General features: G+C 44.0%; 17 protein-coding genes. 10 read left to right on the top strand and 7 right to left on the bottom strand.

The features are described 5' to 3' along the window. The first annotated feature begins 613 nt into the window (after positions 1–613). The 7 genes from K5Q92_RS00630 (at position 614) to K5Q92_RS00600 (ending at position 7,591) form a co-directional block, all read left to right on the top strand. Positions 614–2,764 carry a bifunctional 2',3'-cyclic-nucleotide 2'-phosphodiesterase/3'-nucleotidase gene (locus K5Q92_RS00630; RefSeq protein WP_220767119.1) on the top strand — a complete coding sequence of 717 codons (2,151 nt, stop codon included), beginning with the start codon at positions 614–616 and terminating at the stop codon, positions 2,762–2,764. 207 nt (positions 2,765–2,971) lie between these two features. Beyond that, positions 2,972–3,544 (top strand): hypothetical protein, encoded by a 573-nt coding sequence (locus K5Q92_RS00625; protein ID WP_220767118.1) that lies wholly within the window; start codon positions 2,972–2,974, stop codon positions 3,542–3,544. A 10-nt stretch (positions 3,545–3,554) separates the two neighbouring features. Beyond that, positions 3,555–4,115, top strand: coding sequence for a hypothetical protein (locus K5Q92_RS00620; RefSeq protein WP_220767117.1), 561 nt, complete (start codon positions 3,555–3,557; stop codon positions 4,113–4,115). A gap of 187 nt (positions 4,116–4,302) precedes the next feature. Beyond that, positions 4,303–4,902: an excalibur calcium-binding domain-containing protein gene (locus K5Q92_RS00615; protein ID WP_374758424.1), complete on the top strand. Its 600-nt coding sequence runs from the start codon at positions 4,303–4,305 to the stop codon at positions 4,900–4,902. A gap of 91 nt (positions 4,903–4,993) precedes the next feature. Then, on the top strand, positions 4,994–6,052 hold the full coding sequence (locus K5Q92_RS00610; protein ID WP_220767115.1) for a nuclease-related domain-containing protein: 1,059 nt from the start codon (positions 4,994–4,996) through the stop codon (positions 6,050–6,052). Beyond that, positions 6,031–6,423, top strand: a complete 393-nt coding sequence (locus K5Q92_RS24160; RefSeq protein ID WP_259649446.1) for an excalibur calcium-binding domain-containing protein — start codon at positions 6,031–6,033, stop codon at positions 6,421–6,423. The genes K5Q92_RS00610 and K5Q92_RS24160 overlap by 22 nt, the downstream gene beginning before the upstream one ends. Before the next feature lie 91 nt (positions 6,424–6,514). After that, positions 6,515–7,591, top strand: coding sequence for a nuclease-related domain-containing protein (locus tag K5Q92_RS00600; RefSeq protein WP_220767114.1), 1,077 nt, complete (start codon positions 6,515–6,517; stop codon positions 7,589–7,591). Between the two features lie 67 nt (positions 7,592–7,658). Here the strand turns inward: K5Q92_RS00600 and K5Q92_RS00595 are convergent, their stop codons facing one another. The 6 genes from K5Q92_RS00595 to K5Q92_RS00570 form a co-directional block, all read right to left on the bottom strand. Further along, the gene (locus K5Q92_RS00595) at positions 7,659–7,874 is read right to left on the bottom strand and encodes a cold shock domain-containing protein (RefSeq protein WP_220767113.1); all 216 of its coding nucleotides are present in this window, start codon (positions 7,872–7,874) and stop codon (positions 7,659–7,661) included. Then, positions 7,874–9,061, bottom strand: coding sequence for a reverse transcriptase family protein (locus tag K5Q92_RS00590; RefSeq protein WP_220767112.1), 1,188 nt, complete (start codon positions 9,059–9,061; stop codon positions 7,874–7,876). The genes K5Q92_RS00595 and K5Q92_RS00590 overlap by 1 nt, the downstream gene beginning before the upstream one ends. A 39-nt stretch (positions 9,062–9,100) precedes the next feature. Further along, positions 9,101–9,304 carry a hypothetical protein gene (locus K5Q92_RS00585; RefSeq protein ID WP_220767111.1) on the bottom strand — a complete coding sequence of 68 codons (204 nt, stop codon included), beginning with the start codon at positions 9,302–9,304 and terminating at the stop codon, positions 9,101–9,103. 504 nt (positions 9,305–9,808) lie between these two features. Beyond that, a complete protein-coding gene (locus K5Q92_RS00580; RefSeq protein ID WP_259649445.1) occupies positions 9,809–10,231 on the bottom strand; it encodes a recombinase family protein in 423 nt (140 codons plus the stop codon). A gap of 339 nt (positions 10,232–10,570) precedes the next feature. Next, positions 10,571–12,220: a chaperonin GroEL gene (groL, locus tag K5Q92_RS00575; protein ID WP_220767110.1), complete on the bottom strand. Its 1,650-nt coding sequence runs from the start codon at positions 12,218–12,220 to the stop codon at positions 10,571–10,573. An 87-nt stretch (positions 12,221–12,307) separates the two neighbouring features. Next, entirely contained in the window at positions 12,308–12,598 is a 291-nt protein-coding gene (locus tag K5Q92_RS00570; RefSeq protein ID WP_012278835.1) for a co-chaperone GroES, read from the bottom strand. 248 nt (positions 12,599–12,846) lie between these two features. Between K5Q92_RS00570 and K5Q92_RS00565 the strand changes: the two genes are divergently transcribed. The 3 genes from K5Q92_RS00565 to K5Q92_RS00555 all read left to right on the top strand — a co-directional run bounded on the left by K5Q92_RS00565 (position 12,847) and on the right by K5Q92_RS00555 (position 15,489). Continuing rightward, on the top strand, positions 12,847–14,208 hold the full coding sequence (locus tag K5Q92_RS00565; RefSeq protein ID WP_220767109.1) for an MATE family efflux transporter: 1,362 nt from the start codon (positions 12,847–12,849) through the stop codon (positions 14,206–14,208). A gap of 30 nt (positions 14,209–14,238) precedes the next feature. Further along, complete coding sequence (locus K5Q92_RS00560) at positions 14,239–14,895, top strand: Qnr family pentapeptide repeat protein (RefSeq protein WP_220767108.1); 657 nt, start codon at positions 14,239–14,241, stop codon at positions 14,893–14,895. Positions 14,896–15,090: 195 nt separating this feature from the next. Continuing rightward, the gene (locus K5Q92_RS00555) at positions 15,091–15,489 is read left to right on the top strand and encodes a c-type cytochrome domain-containing protein (protein WP_220767107.1); all 399 of its coding nucleotides are present in this window, start codon (positions 15,091–15,093) and stop codon (positions 15,487–15,489) included. 69 nt (positions 15,490–15,558) lie between these two features. Here K5Q92_RS00555 and K5Q92_RS00550 read toward each other — a convergent pair whose 3' ends face one another. Beyond that, positions 15,559–16,503, bottom strand: a complete 945-nt coding sequence (locus K5Q92_RS00550) for a LysR family transcriptional regulator (protein ID WP_220767106.1) — start codon at positions 16,501–16,503, stop codon at positions 15,559–15,561. Between the last annotated feature and the right edge of the window lie 180 nt (positions 16,504–16,683).

Genomic DNA, 16,683 nt, shown 5'->3' with positions numbered 1-16,683 from the left:
ATATGGTGATCGGCTAATTCAGTAAATAAGTGTTAGAGGCGTACTTGGCAAAGATATAAGCATGATTACTGCCAGCATACTTCATAACAAAGATACAGAGTGTTATCACTTAGTCCATTGTTTATAAAAAATTTAAACACCAACCTTCATTAAGTGTTCTACTTTATGAACTATCCCACGATATTGAATGTATATTTATACGGCATTTACCTGTTCATGATAGTGAAATCATTGTAAAGCAATAGCATTGAAATCGTTATTTATGTGCAACTATGTAATGATAAATCGTACACTTGTGGCTAACATTGGGCTTGCATATGAAGCACTACAAGTTTGCTTATTATTTATTATTCATCGCGATTAGTGACACTTTTAATTTTATTACTTAATTTGTTCCCATATTTAAACTCTTATTCATTTCAATTGTTAACAGCCATTTCAGCAAGTGTCTGCCCCACTTTACTTAGTTACTTTTTTTATTTAATTTTCCTGCGAATTTATTGGTATTAGGCATTATCGCTTGATATCCCCGACTTCATTTGAGAATAGCCTATCGCATTCTTAAGTGGTAATAGCTTTAATAAAAAATAATAAAATGGTTTGTGGAGTAAATATGAAATTAAGTACTAAGAAGCTTTTGCTTGTTTCAAGCATCGCTGCAGCATTGGTAGGTTGTAACAGTTCATCGGACGATGACAATAAGGTTAGTGATAACACTATCACTGTTCGTTTAATGGAAACGACTGACATCCATACCAACGTGATGCCATACAACTACTTTGTCAGCCAAGAAGTTAACGAAACTAAGTTACCTGAATGGGGTTTAGCACGTACCTCTTTGGTTATCGAGGCTGCTCGCAATGAAGTTGAAAACAGCATGCTATTTGATAACGGTGACTTAATTCAAGGTAGCCCAATGGGCGACTACATGGCGTCATTAGGTACTGAGCACGTTAAAGAAAACACTCACCCTGTTTATAAAGCTATGAATGAGCTGCAATACGACGCTGCTAACTTAGGTAACCATGAGTTTAACTATGGCCTAGATTACCTAGATGAGTCACTTAAAGGCTCAGACTTCCCATATGTTAGCGCTAACGTATGGAAAGTTGATAACTCGCTAGAAAAAGTCAGTGATGCAGCAGATGAGTGTGAAGTGCGTATTACTGAAGAGTTCTATGAAACAGCGGAACATAAATATCAACCATACGTGATCTTAGATCGTGAGTTTAAGAGCAGTAACGGTGAATCTTATATCGTTAAAGTGGGTGTTATCGGCTTTACTCCACCAAACATTATGGGTTGGGATGCGTCACTACTAAAATGTAACGTGATGGTGTCTGACATCAAGAAAACTGCTGAGCATTATGTACCTAAGATGAAAGCAGAAGGCGCAGACATTATTGTTGCGATTCCTCACTCAGGTCTAAATGACAATAACGACGAGTTTGCCGAAAACGCAACCTTACACCTTGCCTATGTTGACGATATTGATGCCATCATGTTTGGCCATGACCACCGTGAATTCCCAAATACCACAGGTGAATACGGTGAAATCGAAGGTGTAGATGCAGAACTTGGTTTAATCAATGGCATTCCAGCGGTTATGCCTGGTTTCTGGGGCGCTAAGCTAGGTGTGATTGACCTAACCCTAACAACCAAAGATGACGGTGAAAGCTGGAGTGTTGATCATACTAAATCAACTTCAAAACTACGTTCACTTATCCCTAATAGCTCAAACCGTATTATCGAAGACTTAGTAGCAGAAGAGCACCAAGGCACGATTGATTACATGTCAGCTTCAATTGCCGACATCGACGTCAATATGAACAGCTTCTTCCCACAAGTGGTGCCGGATCTATCTATCCAAGTGGTTAACGAAGCGCAATTGCATCAGTTAATGAAGTGGAAAGAGGCCGGTGAATTTGCCGATGCTGCTGAAGACGCTATCTTCTTGTCAGTTTCTGCGCCATTTAAGTCTGGCCGTAACGGTCCTCAAGATTACACCAACATCCAAGAAGGCGAGTTAACTAACGCCTCTGTTGCTGATATCTATGTATTTGATAACAACACCCCTGCGGTATTAAAGATGACCGGTTCTGATATGAAGAACTGGATCGAATGGGTTAACTCAAACGCATACAACAGCCTACCACTAGCTGCTGATGAGCGCTTCCTAAATGAATCATTCCCAGGCTATAACTTTGATGTATTCTTTGGTGGTTTCAACCAAGCAGGTGAAGGCCTACTGAAGTACACAGTTAACGTTGAGAAAGAGTCAAAGTACATCGACATTAACGGCTTTGAATACACAGAGACTGACAATAAGCAGCTAGATAGCCTGACTTATAACGGCGTTGAAATTGCTGATGACGCAGAAGTTTACGTTATCACTAACAACTACCGCGCATCTAACGTGAAAATGCCAGGTGTTGATAAAGCCGTGCTTGTTAAAGAAGAAGCCGCATTCAACAACCGTGAATTAGTGCAGTACTACTTAGAAGACTCGCTAGCTGACAACCAAGGTGAAGCTTCTCTAGCATTCCCGAATGCGGAAGTGTTCAAGCTAGTCGCGCCAAACACAGACAGCGTTTGGTTTGCATCAGCAACATTAGAAGAAGCCTTCCGCTGTGTAGACAACGGCATCACAGGCCTTTCAACTGAGAAAGCAGAAGAGACTAAAGCGGGTACTGAAGGCTTTACTAAGTTCCACTTTAACTTTGACTACAGCGGTGAATTCAACTGTGCGGCGAAAGCTAAGTAACTCAAACTAAATGAGTTAAAGCGTTTAAACTAAGTAAGTTACAGCGCAAACAAAAATCCCTACTTAGCGATAAGTAGGGATTTTTTATGCCCACAAACAACAGCTTCAAGCTGCAAAGTGTGGAGATTTATTTAGCTCAAACAAGTTTGCTAAAATAACCTCCCAAAAGTCATAGCCGCTTAAATTTTTAAAAACATGGAGTTAGTCTTGAGCGAATACTTCTTTGCCAGAGAAAATGTCGGTATCGCCTGTTATGTTTTTCCTGATGAACATATCAATGCCGTACCTGTCGACTCATTTACTTATCCCACAGTGCCAGTACCTCTAGTCATCCAATATGATTCTGAAGCAGGCTGCAGTGTGCCTGACGTATTTGAATTGCCTGCATTCTCACTACGAAAAAGCATATTTGACACCTTAGATTTAAACTCTATCGCAGGGATAAATTGGGTCAATATTGATTTGGTTCACAACGGTAATCATGAGTTTGTCATGCTGCAAGTTGCCAATCACCTAAAAGCAATAGATAGAGTAAATAGTGATATAAAGCGCTACCGCAAGGACGACGACGGCGATGAGATGATTAGCGGTATTCGTCAGTTACGCATCGACCCTAAAGCATTGCAAGAAGTCGAGTTAGCACAACGGCTGATATTTATTGATCCCGCTTGGTACAAACAGGTGTTTTTCCACAAATCAGTGGTCGAGCAACTAACTAAGCTCAAGTTAACTGGTGTGGAGTTTATTCCAGCTGAAGGCTATTCGGATTTTGGAGGCTAAAGGTAACAACATGAGTGATTACTTTTTTATCAGAGAGAATCAGCCGACGCCAATCTATGAAGTCGCACAGGAGTATGAAGAGGAAGCATTTAGCACTCGATTTACCTATCCAAGTGCGCCAGTGCCAGTTATAGCCACTCATAAACCAGAACAAGAGTATGCAATTGCCGATATTCTACTTGAGCCGGAGTTTGCGATATCTCAGCGCCTGTTTGATTCGCTAGCACTTAAGCCGCTATATGGCGCGAACTGGCTCCCGCTTAAGCTGCTCGATCAAGGCGAACATGATTTTATGATGTTGCAATTGGCCCATGAAGTAGACGTTATTTGTCATGAGCAGAGCATTTTTAAACGATTCAAACGCGGCTACATTAGTGGCATGAAAACACTGGTGATAGACCCAAATAAAATTGCACAGACTCCACTCTACAAAAGGCTGGTGTTTCGCGATACATCTTGGGGTTTTCATACCTTTTTTCATAAAGATATCGTCAATCAAATCATGCGCCACTCACCAACGGGCATTGAGTTTGTACCGATTGAAACCTTTAACGAGTCTTGGGCAGGCTAGCTATGTATATTCTGTTTAGCTAAAGCTAAGTATATTCTGTTTAGCTAAAGCTAAGTAAAGCTTAGCAATTGATTGTATTAAAAATTAATCAATTAACTTGAGCATGATTAGGGCTGACAAATAAAGCAACAACTAGTATCTTGGTATCACTCAACTTGATGTAAACAGGAAGTCACACAAGATGCTCATGGAAAGAGGCACCCTTGTTCGTTGGAACGAAGACAAAGGCTTTGGCTTTATTAAGCCTGAAGCCGCAAATGCCAAAGATGTGTTTATTCATATATCGGCGCTAAAACACATGGCTCGCAAGCCCATTGTTGGTGACCAAATTCTGTTTCATCGCGAGCAGCAAGCCGATGGCAAAGTTAAAGCCAGCAAAGCCAATATTGAAGGTGTTGCGGTAATCGCTACTACGTCAACAAGCAAAGCGAGCAATAGGCAGCGTAAAAATCACAACCATCGCAATAAACCCAGCTTTTTAAGTAAACTCGCCATACCAGCAATCATCGCTATTGTTGCTCTCAGCTACAGCCAATATCAGCAGCTCAATAAAAACGTTGTCATCAGCAACGATGATATTGAACAGACCCAGTGGCAACTTCCGCCTAAACAGAAAAGCAATACATTTAGCACTCAGCCTCAATTTCGCTGTGAAGGAGGCAAAACCCATTGCAGCCATATGCGTTCATGTGATGAGGCCAAGTTTTATCTGAAAAACTGCCCAGGTACAGAAATGGATGGCGATAGAGATGGCATTCCCTGCGAGCGACAACATTGTGGTTGGTGAAGACAAACTAAAAAGCAAACAACACAACCCTTATTATCAAGCGGCTAGTTAATCGTTTATAGCTAGGCAGTAGAACGGACGCTATTGATAAATGATACTGAAAACCAAATCCCCGCAAAATGTGCAATCAGCACAAGCGATTGCAGGCCAGCAGCAAGAACAAAACGTGGCATTTTTTCTGCGCCGCGCCTATAAAGATCACCCGCAAGTGCTAGTCATCAACGACTTCAAATTCCGCTTTAACGACGAAGTCGCGCAAATAGACCACCTTATCATTTATAGCTACGGCTTTATTCTGATTGAGTCAAAGAGCATCAGAGGTCAGGTAAAGGTCAACCAACAACAGGAATGGACGCGTAGCCTAAACACTTATCAAGGAAAGGCTACCAAATGGCAAGGTATGCCCTCGCCCATCAAGCAAGTAGAACTGCAACAAGCTCTGTTACAAGACCTACTCCGTGATAATCGTGCAGAAATCTTAGAGAAAATGTTTGGACTCACTCAAGGCTTTGGCGGTCGATGTTGGGATCATCTGTGTGCAGTATCCAGCGATGCAATCATTGATAGAAAGTCCATGCCTAAAGCCGTATCAGACAAGCTGATAAAGTCTGAATTTCTAGTAGAAAAGCTCAACAAGCTGATGAACCTAAAGGGCAAATATTTACGCTTAGCTTATCTTGCCGATACTCGACCTTTCTTCAATCAAGAAGAACTCGAATCAATCGGATCGTTTCTTATCAAGCAACATATCGCACCGAATACGGCAGCAGCAACAGAAGCAAGCCAAACCGCCACAGAGCAAAGCACAGCGCCACTAGCAAACACACCAATAACAGCAGCCGCTATCACAGCACCGGTTCAACCCATGCCAGCTCAATCAAAACCAGCAAAACCCGCATTACATACAGAAACAGAGAAAAGCCAAACAATTCAGATAGTTTTACGCTGCAAACATTGCGGAGAATCAAAGAATTACACCCCAATGTATGGCAAATATGGCTATTACATACACTGCAATCAATGCACTAAAAACACGCCGATGAAACAAGCCTGCCCACAGTGCAGCAGCAAGAATACAAGAGTTCAAAAACGACAAGAAAGCTACACCTTGAACTGCAATGAGTGTGGTTGCGGACATCGGGTGGTTTAGGGGAAAAGAGAAAGTTTACTCTGACCCCACTTATTCTCAGCCATCGCAATAAACCCAGCTTTTTAAGTAAACTCGCCATACCAGCAATCATCGCTATTGTTGCTCTCAGCTACAGCCAATATCAGCAGCTCAATAAAAACGCTGTCATCAGCAACGATGATATTGAACAGACCCAGTGGCAACTTCCGCCAGTACCGCAAAGTAATTCATTTAACACTCAGCCTCAATTTCGCTGTGAAGCTGGTAAAACCCATTGCAGCCACATGCGCTCATGCGATGAAGCCATGTTTTATCTGAAAAACTGTCTCGGCACAGTAATGGACGGGGATGGAGATGGGCTCCCCTGTGAAAGACAACATTGCGGCAGATGATAGATAACTAAAATGAAAACAGTGACCCCCTTATTATCAATCCGCTAGCGATTCGGTTATCGCTAGGCAGTAGAATGGATGCTATTGATAAATGATTCTGAAAACTAAATCACCGCAAAATGTGCAATCAGCACAAGCGATTGCAGGCCAGCAGCAAGAACAAAACGTGGCATTTTTTCTGCGCCGCGCCTATAAAGATCACCCGCAAGTGCTAGTCATCAACGACTTCAAATTCCGCTTTAACGACGAAGTCGCGCAAATAGACCACCTTATCATTTATAGCTACGGCTTTATTCTAATTGAATCGAAGAGCATCAGAGGTCAGGTAAAGGTCAACCAACAACAGGAATGGACGCGTAGCCTAAATACTTATCAAGGAAAGGCTACCAAATGGCAAGGTATGCCCTCGCCCATCAAACAAGTAGAACTGCAACAAGCTCTATTACTCGAATTATTAATGCACCATCGCAGTGAGATTTTAGGTAAGTTATTCGGCATAAAACAGCAAGGCTTCAAAGGACGATGCTGGGATCATCTGTGCGCGGTATCCAGCGATGCCATCATTGATAGAAAGTCCATGCCCAAGGCCATTTCAGACAAGCTGATAAAATCAGAGTTTCTGGTAGAGAAGCTCGACAAAGTGATGAATCTAAAAAGTACCTTCAAGCGGGCAATAAACTTCAGCGATACGCGCCCTGACTTCAACCAAGAAGAACTCGAATCAGTCGCCTCATTCCTTATCAAACAACATATCGCACCGAATACGGCTGCAACAGAAACAGCAACAGCTACAGAAGCAAGCCAAACCGCCACAGAGCAAAGCACAGCGCCACTAGCAAACACACCAATAACAGCAGCCGCTAGCACTGTGCCGGTTCAACCCATGCCTGCTCAACCAATGCCAGCAGAACCAGTTGCACATACAGAAACAGAGAAAACCCAAACAATTCAGATAGTTTTACGCTGCAAACATTGTGGAGAATCAACGAATTACACCCCAATGTATGGCAAATTCGGCTATTACATACACTGTCAAAAGTGCACTAAAAACACGCCGATGAAACAAGCCTGCCCACAATGCTGCAGTAAGAATACAAGAGTTCAAAAACGACAAGAAAACTACACCTTGAACTGCCAAGACTGTGGTTGTGGCCAAAGGGTGGTTTAGGGGGAAGGAGGAAGTTTACTCTGACCCCACTTATTCCTTGAGGGTATAACCATATGACGCTCAAATATCAATTTCTACATATTCGCAAATTAATAGCTTTAGGCCCCTTTTTAGTTTTCTCAATCTCAAACTCGACCTGAAGGTTATTACAAAGCTCGCTAATACTATCTACACCTTCAACATCATCTATTGAAAAGAAAACATCTTTACCGGCCTCCCTTCGTATGAAGCCTATCCCCTTATGATCCCAATATGCATTGATATAGCCTTTAAAAAGAGACATCAGCTCTCCCAAACCTCTAACTTTGTTGATGCAGAAGAATAATGAGCAACCAAAGCCTTACGCGCCTTTCGTGCTACACCTTTCTGCGTTCTAGAAAGTATCCCCAATTGATACTTGATTTGATTATATCGCTTTATAACCCCTAGCTTTCTATGTTCAGAAGCAGGAACTTTCATAGCCGCAGAAACTTTTTTTAATAGCTGGTCAGTTTGCATAGGCGAATATTCAGGCAAAATAACAGCCAGACGCTTCCTATAACTTCCAGCTTGCGAGTGATTTAACCTTTCTAGCTTTGTAACAAGGCCTGAAGTTTTATTCCACAACGTATGATAGCTATCAGTGGTTTTATCCTGTTTTGACTTCAATTCACAGTTATAAACTAGCTGCCGAATATACCGCCTCTCTTGCTTACGAACTTTTGGCTGTTTATGTTTAATCCAAAGGCCAGTCACTTCAAATTTTGCACTAAGTTCATTTCTGTATGAAATTGAAGTTTTATCGCCGTTCAGCCTCAACTTTTGCTTTGTAAGCATTGCTGCAACCATCCGTATAACTTCAGAAGCCTTGGCTTGCGATAACTCTTTATCAGAAGAAATAGTTATATCATCTAAAAGGCGAGAGTAAGCAAACCCTTGCCCTCTTAGCTTGCTAACTAAGTGGTACTCATTATTAAAGAAAACTAGGTTAGCCAAATAACTAGAGGTGCAACCACCTTGAGGAATAGCTCCCTGAAAAGTCGTTAGCTTAACAAGCAAATCTACAACTTCATCACTGAAGCGAAAAAATTGTTTAAATACATCTTTTACACTACGAGCTTTAATATTTGGATAGAAGTTTCTAACATCTAAATTAATCAAAGTTCTACAGCGGCTATGTATACTGGCATTTTCAACGTAATCGCGCCCTTGGTCCTCAGTTGCCTTTAAGCCCCCCTGTAAATAAGCAGGAAATATTACATGCTCAAAAATGCGTGAATTAATACGCTTCTGGATACGTTTAAGCTCGAATTTAGCTTCACGCACTTCTCTTTCTTTCCCCGTTTTAGGATTAGGGGATAACAGAAATGTTGTATAGGATTCTTCTGCTTTATCAGCAATATTTTGAAGATGTAAAGGGTGTAAGCCTAGCGTTTTAGCCAAGACCTCAACCGAACCGATTGAGTCACATGGGTAGTAGGGTTTGTCCATTTCTTTCACTCTCTAAGATGAAAGAAGAGAAGTCAGCTATTAGGCTATTGGAAATGGTATACCAAAGAATGGCAACACTAAACCGGCAACACTAATAGCCAAGGGGAGGTAGTCTTTAACAAGTCCTAGCCAACCCCTTGGGCTCTGGTTATTTTGCGATTCAGAGTCCTCACTGTTTATCTCAACTGCAAGGTCTGTGTTTTCACGTGTTTTTGCGTAACATAATTTAAAACTAAATGACATTTTAATGTCTCCTTCTATTGTGGTGATAATTCGCCAGACCAATATCAGGAACAGAAATATATGTAATAACCGTTGAGCCGACTTCTCTCTTCAGCGCCAGACAACCGTCGCCTATAAAAAACGCATTTTTCTGCGACAGGAGCGCCTGCCGCGGAGGACTACGATTCATAGTGCACGGATGCGGGTCATGAACCAACTAGATACTAGAGGTTCGCTCATAAGAGCATCGATTTTCTGTTTTAATTACGCTTACACTTAATAAAAACAATGCAAATGGGCGAATAGCACCCACGGGGCAACATTAACATAACCCATGATAAAATCAATATTTTTTGGATTTAAGTTACTGAATAGTAAAGATTAGAGCACGCTTAATAAGAGGGGCTTTGACTGTTCGATAACTTAATCTAACTCTCTAATAATCCTATATACACTAGAGACACTTATTCCAAGTTCATTAGCTATTAGCAGCTTTGAAACTCCTGCTTTACTCAAATTTTCGACCTATCCAAACCTCTCCCTTGCCGTAGGCTTCCTCCCCTTATATTTCCCCTTAGTCTTAGCGAGAGCTACCCCCTCGGCCTGTCGCTCCAGCAATAACTCACGCTCGAACGCTGCCACAGCCCCAATCATCGTCAACATCAAGCGTCCTGTCGGTGACGATGTATCTATACCTAGATTCAGACCCTGAAGTGACACCTTTTTTTCATCCAGATAATCGACAACCTCTAATAAATGCTTGGTGTTACGTGCTAACCTGCACAGTTTAGTGACCTTGACCGTATCCCCCTCTCTGACGAACTCAAGCAGCCGCTCAAGCTCTTTTCGCTCTGACTTTGCTCCAGATTCCTTTTCCATAAAGATCTTGTCACAGGCTTCCAGATCTTCTAATAAGTGGGGGCAGAGTAAACTTAATCTAAGCTCCACTAAAGTGGCGTCTATATCGCACCAAAAAAAGCCTCGATATCATCAGATATTGGGGCTTTTTCTATTCTTAAACAAAAAGTGCCTTTAAACTTTTGATCTACAGAACAGCTGATCTATTTTGCTAATTCCAAGCATTAAAAAACCCGAGACTGTTACCAGTCTCGGGTTTTCTTTTTAGGTTTTGTTCTTAGCAATTAAACCAAGAACTAAGGCCTATGGGGTAGACGTTTTTACGTAGGATAAATCGCTTTAGAGCAAGGCTTTTTGCCACGACGTGTAGTGTTTTTCTACACGAGCGGCAAAGTAACGCCGCTATAAACGATTTAGACCAGTAAAAAATTACATCATGCCGCCCATACCACCCATGCCACCCATTCCACCCATACCGCCCATATCAGCAGCAGAAGCATCTTGTGGGATCTCACCAACCATTGCTTCGGTTGTGATCATTAGGCCTGCAACAGACGCTGCGAACTGTAGTGCGCTACGCGTTACTTTAGTTGGGTCTAGGATACCCATCTCTAGCATGTCGCCGTATGTGTCGTTACCAGCGTTGTAACCGTAGTTACCTGTGCCGTTCTTCACGTTGTTAGCCACAACTGACGCTTCTTCACCTGCGTTAGTTGAGATTTGACGTAGTGGCGCTTCCATTGCACGTAGTGCGATTACCACACCGTGCTTCTGGTCTTCGTTGATCACTTCAACGTCAGAGATCTTGCTTGCTACGCGTACTAGTGCAACACCACCACCAGCAACCACACCTTCTTCAACTGCTGCGCGAGTTGCGTGTAGTGCGTCTTCTACGCGAGCTTTCTTCTCTTTCATTTCAACTTCAGTTGCTGCGCCAACTTTGATTACGGCTACGCCGCCAGCAAGTTTAGCCATACGCTCTTGAAGCTTTTCTTTGTCGTAGTCTGAAGTTGATTCTTCAGCTTGGATCTTGATCTGTGCAACGCGAGCAGAAATTTGCTCTTGCTCACCAGTACCGTCGATGATGGTTGTGTCATCTTTAGTGATAACAACGCGCTTAGCCGTACCTAGATCTTCTAGAGTCGCTTTTTCTAGCTCTAGACCAATCTCTTCAGCGATAACGGTACCGCCAGTTAGGATAGCGATATCTTGTAGCATTGCCTTACGACGGTCACCAAAACCTGGCGCCTTAACAGCTGCAACTTTAACGATACCGCGCATGTTGTTTACAACTAGTGTTGCTAGTGCTTCACCTTCAACGTCTTCTGCAACGATAAGCAGTGGCTTACCAGTTTTAGCTAGACCTTCAAGGATTGGTAGCAATTCACGGATGTTTGATACTTTCTTGTCTACTAGAAGAATGAATGGGCTTTCTAGTTCAACGCTGCCAGTTTCTGGCTTGTTGATGAAGTATGGAGATAGGTAACCGCGGTCGAACTGCATACCTTCAACGACGTCTAGCTCGTTCTCTAGTGCTTGACCTTCTTCAACTGTGATAACGCCTTCTTTACCAACGCGCTCCATCGCAGTTGCGATGATTTCACCGATTGACTCGTCAGAGTTAGCAGAGATAGTACCTACCTGAGCGATAGCTTTAGTGTCGCTACACTCTTGAGAAAGGGCTTTAAGCTCAACAACGGCTGCTGCAACGGCTTTGTCGATACCGCGCTTAAGATCCATTGGGTTCATGCCAGCAGCAACGGCTTTTAGGCCTTCGTTTACGATAGCTTGTGCAAGTACTGTTGCAGTTGTGGTGCCGTCACCGGCTGCATCGTTGGCTTTAGAAGCAACTTCTTTAACCATCTGTGCGCCCATGTTTTCGAACTTGTCTTCTAGCTCGATCTCTTTCGCTACAGAAACACCGTCTTTAGTGATTAGTGGTGCGCCGAAGCTCTTGTCTAGAACTACGTTACGACCCTTAGGGCCTAGGGTAACTTTTACCGCGTTAGCAAGAATGTTTACGCCCGCTAGCATTTTTACGCGTGCGTCATTTCCAAAAACTACTTCTTTAGCTGCCATCTTTAATATCCTTTCAATTCTTTGAGCCGTGGTTACGCAATTGCGCCAACAACGACAATAATGCTTGGTCTTTTACAAGAGCTGGGATTAACCCACTACAGCCATAAGATCTGATTCAGATAGGATCAGAACTTCTTCACCATCAATCTTCTCTTTCTTCACGCCGTAACCTTCGTTGAAGATAACGATATCGCCAACTTTAACATCTAAAGGCATTACGTTGCCGTTTTCAAGAATGCGTCCATTGCCTACAGCAAGAACTTCACCGCGGCTAGATTGTTCAGCAGCACTACCTGTTAGTACGATGCCACCAGCTGACTTTGATTCAACTTCTGAACGCTTAACAATGACACGATCATGTAATGGACGAATGTTCATCGATGGATGCTCCTATTATTTTTGTTTGCCTGAACTCAGTGTCAGACGAGTATAGTTAGTAACGACTTTGCTTGAACTCACTTTAGTAAAAGCAAAAGTATCGCTTGATGTTCGATACATGGGGGTCAATGTCAGCAGATCCAAGCCCTATTTACAAAATAAATCCATTTTTTTTAACTGTGTTTTATAAAAAGCGTACCATTCCTGATAGAATCGCCCTCCGAGCAAAGACTAGGCAAGACTTCCCCATGAGAGACAGACACGGGCTGCTAACCCAGCCAATTGGTCGTGTACTGCTAAATATGAGCCTTCCAAACCTGATTGGTATTTTAACCATTCTCGGGTTCAGCCTCGTTGACACTTTTTTCATCAGCCAGTTAGGTACAGAGTCCCTAGCTGCCATCAGCTTTACCTTCCCGGTGACCCTAATTATTACCAGTATTGCCATTGGCATTGGTGCTGGCGTATCGACCAATTTGGGGCGCTTAATTGGTGGCGGCCATGCCAACAAGGCCAAAGTGTTCTTACACGATGCCTTGATGCTGACCTTCTTGTTGATTGCCTTTATCTCGCTATTAGGCAGTCTGTGGATCGACCCGCTATTTAGCCTGCTTGGCGCTAACGACTCTAGCCTGCCGCTTATTCATGACTATATGTTTATCTGGTACTTAGGCGCGCCACTGCTGGTGCTTTTGATGGTGGGTAATCAGGGGCTGCGCGCCACCGGCGATACAAAATCCCCCGCTAAGATCATGATGCTAGCGGCGCTGATTAACCTTATTCTCGACCCGCTGCTGATTTTTGGTATCGGGCCCTTTCCCCGCTTAGAGATCGAGGGCGCGGCGATTGCGACGGTGATCTCTTGGGTGGTGGCGCTGTCGCTATCGACCCATCTGCTGATCTTTAAGCGTCACCTTGTGGATTTTGTCGAGCCTAATATTAAGCGGCTCAAGTGTAACTGGAAGCAACTCGCCCATATTGCCCAGCCAGCAGCGCTGATGAACCTACTTAACCCATTAGCCAATGCCATTATTATGGCGATGCTGGCCCGTATCGATCACAGCGCGGTGGCCGCCTTTGGTGCGGGTACCCGTTTAGAGTCGGTGATGCTGATTGCAGTGATGGCGCTGTCATCGAGTCTCGTACCGTTTGTGGCGCAAAACTTAGGTGCTGGGCAGACAAGACGCGCCCGCAATGCACTCTTGCTATCGCTTAGGTTTGTACTGGTATTCCAGACCCTTATCTACCTGCCACTGTTGTTTTTAGCCCAGCCTCTCGCCCAGCTGTTTAGTGACGACCCGCAGGTGATAGAGTGGCTAACCTTCTATATCTTAGTGCTGCCTGCCGCTTACGGTCCGTTAGGTATAGTGATCTTAGTGGCAACCTCACTCAATGCTTACCATAGGCCGATGAGCTCTTTAATTCTCAATGTCTGCCGCCTGTTTTTAATCATGTTACCGCTAGCTGCACTGGGCTCATACTTAGGCGGCGTAAAAGGCTTACTCTTGGCATTGCCTATCACGAACGCCATCATGGGCATAGCCTGTTATATCTTGGCGACTCGGATCACTGAACCTGAGAAGACCGACATTCGGGTGAGCCAAGCTTAACGCTGATACAAAACGCTAAGGAGCGACACCATGCAAGCCATAGATCAAATCTTTAATCGCGAAGACTTTAGCGATCAAGACTTGCAAGATGCCCGCTTCGAGCGCTGTAGCTTCTACCAATGCCGCTTTAACCATAGCGATTTAACCGACGCACAATTCATCCAGTGTAAGTTTATTATCCTCGGCGAAGATGAGGGCTGTGACTTTAGCTATGCCACCTTAACCAGTGCTAGCTTTAAGCACTGCAACTTGAGCATGGCTTTGTTTAAAGGTGCACGCTGTTATGGGCTAGAGCTGCGCGATTCTAACCTGCAAGGGGCTGACTTTAGCCGTGCCAGCTTTGCCAATTACATCACGCCTAAAAGTTATTTCTGTTCGGCATATATCACCGCCTGCAACTTGGCTTATGCCGACTTGAGTGAGTTATTGTTAGAGGAGTGCGAACTGTTCGATAACCGCTGGCGCGGCGCTAACCTGACTGGTAGCTCGATGAAAGGATCTGACTTGAGCGGCGGTGAGTTTTCCCCTGAACAATGGGGTAGCTTCGAGCTTAAAGGGGCTAACCTGACTCGGATTGAGCTAGAGGGGTTAGATCCTCGCGTGGTGGAGCTCGATGGAGTAATAATCAACCAGTGGCAACAGGAGCAGCTACTGGCGCCACTCGGACTCATAGTGACGGCTGATTAGCCCGATTAAGCAAGTTATTTTCCGCTTAAAGTTTGTCCAATATCAAAATTTCAGCTATCAACTCCCCAAAAGTCATCACTCGAGGCTGAGGCACTAGAGTAACCAGCAAGCACGACTATACTTAAGAAAACGATAAACTTAGGCTCGCGAATGCGAAGCCTTAACTAATGCGATGCCTTAGCTAAGGAGGTCCCTATGACCGCCCTCAAAGTCACACTGCTGACCGCGATAATATTTCTGGTGTTCTTTCTCGGGCTAAAACCCAACATCAGCTTTAAACATCAGGTGCTGCCCATATTCCAAGCATCTTGTATTGAGTGCCACTCAGATACCGGAGAAGGCTCCGTGCGCACTGGGTTAGTGCTCGATAGCTATGCTAGCCTGATGCGCGGCACTAAGAATGGCCCAGTAATTGTGGCCGGCAGCCCTGCATCGAGCACATTATACTTGGCTATCGACCATCAGCTCGACACGTCTATTCAGATGCCGCCCCATCATGACGATCATTTAAGCCAAGGTGAAAGTAAGCCGTTGACTAGCGAACAGATCAAAGTGATAAAAGAGTGGATCGAGGAAGGCGCTCAGGATAATTAGAAGCCAATGTCACAGATAGCTGACATTGGCTGCTTTTTAGTGAATGCTTAGCACATCGAGCGTAATGCCTTAAATCATAGACTTAAATGCACCGCGGATCTTAATACGTCCGTCGCAGCCACCGCTTTGCATACACTCCTCCATCGCGTTCATCATATAGTCGATAAAACGTTGACTGGCTAAACTGATAAAACGCCGCGACGGATAAACTAAGAAACACTTGCCCTCATAGGGCTCTACATCTTCAAACAGCATCTCTAGTTCGCCGCTTTCAATATGCTCTTTGGCAAAAGGTAACGGCATCATGGAGATCCCCCGCCCCATCAGCGTCGCCTCTAAACAGGTCGCTAAACTATTTACACATAGATTGCCTTTCACCGATAGGGTGCGATCTTTGCCAAAGGGCACATCGTTAAAAATACGACCGTTAGGATAACGAAACAGGATCGAGTTATGCTCGGGTAACTCATCTGGACTAGTGGGACGTCCCGTTTTATTCAAGTACTCAGGACTAGCGAAGAAATGCACGCTTTCACTAATGATGTGGCGCGCGACCATCTCATTTTCATTAAAGGCATCTTCTAGCATAAAGGCGAGATCAATATTGTTGCGGATCATATCCTGCGGCTCTGTACTCACGATGATCTCAACGGTGAGCTCTGGGTGCAGATCCATAAACTCAAAAATGGCATGGGTAATGTGCATGAGTTCAGGTACAGGGAAGATCAAGATCCGTAGGTGACCCGTCACCTCAGATTCTTCACCGCTGAGCTCGGATAACGTCTGCTCCAGCGAGGCCAACATCGCGGTGCTTTTATTATAAAAATGGCTACCCGATGCGGTTAGCGTCATGGCGCGACTTTGACGATGAAACAGCTTAACGTTGAGTTCATCCTCAAGCGCCTGTAAACGCCGACTCAGGGTCGATTTGGGCAGATTTAATATGTCTGCAGCCTCGACTAAACTGCCAGTTTCGACAATTCGGTGGAACAGGGCAATATCTTCAGTTTTCATCTAAAAAATCTCTAACATTTAACGTGCTGACTACGGGCAATGATCACTTTGCTCACAGTTGTGACGGCAAAGCAAGTGAAAGCAGTTCCATTTTTCGGAACTGATGATTCCACATAATTCCATTTTGCTCAACACTAAGGCCTGCTATCTTTGATCCCCCTAATATTAGATCTCGTTATA

The sequence above is a fragment of the Shewanella sp. MBTL60-007 genome, from assembly GCF_019654915.1.
Classification (GTDB): domain Bacteria; phylum Pseudomonadota; class Gammaproteobacteria; order Enterobacterales; family Shewanellaceae; genus Shewanella.
This window is presented reverse-complemented; position numbering and strand designations above follow the sequence as displayed.

Excerpts from the sequence above, each read along its gene's own strand:
- K5Q92_RS00630 (WP_220767119.1), top strand. The coding sequence starts at position 614 with ATGAAATTAAGTACTAAGAAGCTTTTGCTTGTTTCAAGCATCGCTGCA.
- K5Q92_RS00620 (WP_220767117.1), top strand. The coding sequence starts at position 3,555 with ATGAGTGATTACTTTTTTATCAGAGAGAATCAGCCGACGCCAATCTAT.
- K5Q92_RS00615 (WP_374758424.1), top strand. The coding sequence starts at position 4,303 with ATGGAAAGAGGCACCCTTGTTCGTTGGAACGAAGACAAAGGCTTTGGC.
- K5Q92_RS00610 (WP_220767115.1), top strand. The coding sequence starts at position 4,994 with ATGATACTGAAAACCAAATCCCCGCAAAATGTGCAATCAGCACAAGCG.
- K5Q92_RS00600 (WP_220767114.1), top strand. The coding sequence starts at position 6,515 with ATGATTCTGAAAACTAAATCACCGCAAAATGTGCAATCAGCACAAGCG.
- K5Q92_RS00595 (WP_220767113.1), bottom strand. The coding sequence starts at position 7,874 with ATGTCTCTTTTTAAAGGCTATATCAATGCATATTGGGATCATAAGGGG.
- K5Q92_RS00590 (WP_220767112.1), bottom strand. The coding sequence starts at position 9,061 with ATGGACAAACCCTACTACCCATGTGACTCAATCGGTTCGGTTGAGGTC.
- K5Q92_RS00585 (WP_220767111.1), bottom strand. The coding sequence starts at position 9,304 with ATGTCATTTAGTTTTAAATTATGTTACGCAAAAACACGTGAAAACACA.
- groL (WP_220767110.1), bottom strand. The coding sequence starts at position 12,220 with ATGGCAGCTAAAGAAGTAGTTTTTGGAAATGACGCACGCGTAAAAATG.
- K5Q92_RS00570 (WP_012278835.1), bottom strand. The coding sequence starts at position 12,598 with ATGAACATTCGTCCATTACATGATCGTGTCATTGTTAAGCGTTCAGAA.
- K5Q92_RS00565 (WP_220767109.1), top strand. The coding sequence starts at position 12,847 with ATGAGAGACAGACACGGGCTGCTAACCCAGCCAATTGGTCGTGTACTG.
- K5Q92_RS00560 (WP_220767108.1), top strand. The coding sequence starts at position 14,239 with ATGCAAGCCATAGATCAAATCTTTAATCGCGAAGACTTTAGCGATCAA.
- K5Q92_RS00555 (WP_220767107.1), top strand. The coding sequence starts at position 15,091 with ATGACCGCCCTCAAAGTCACACTGCTGACCGCGATAATATTTCTGGTG.
- K5Q92_RS00550 (WP_220767106.1), bottom strand. The coding sequence starts at position 16,503 with ATGAAAACTGAAGATATTGCCCTGTTCCACCGAATTGTCGAAACTGGC.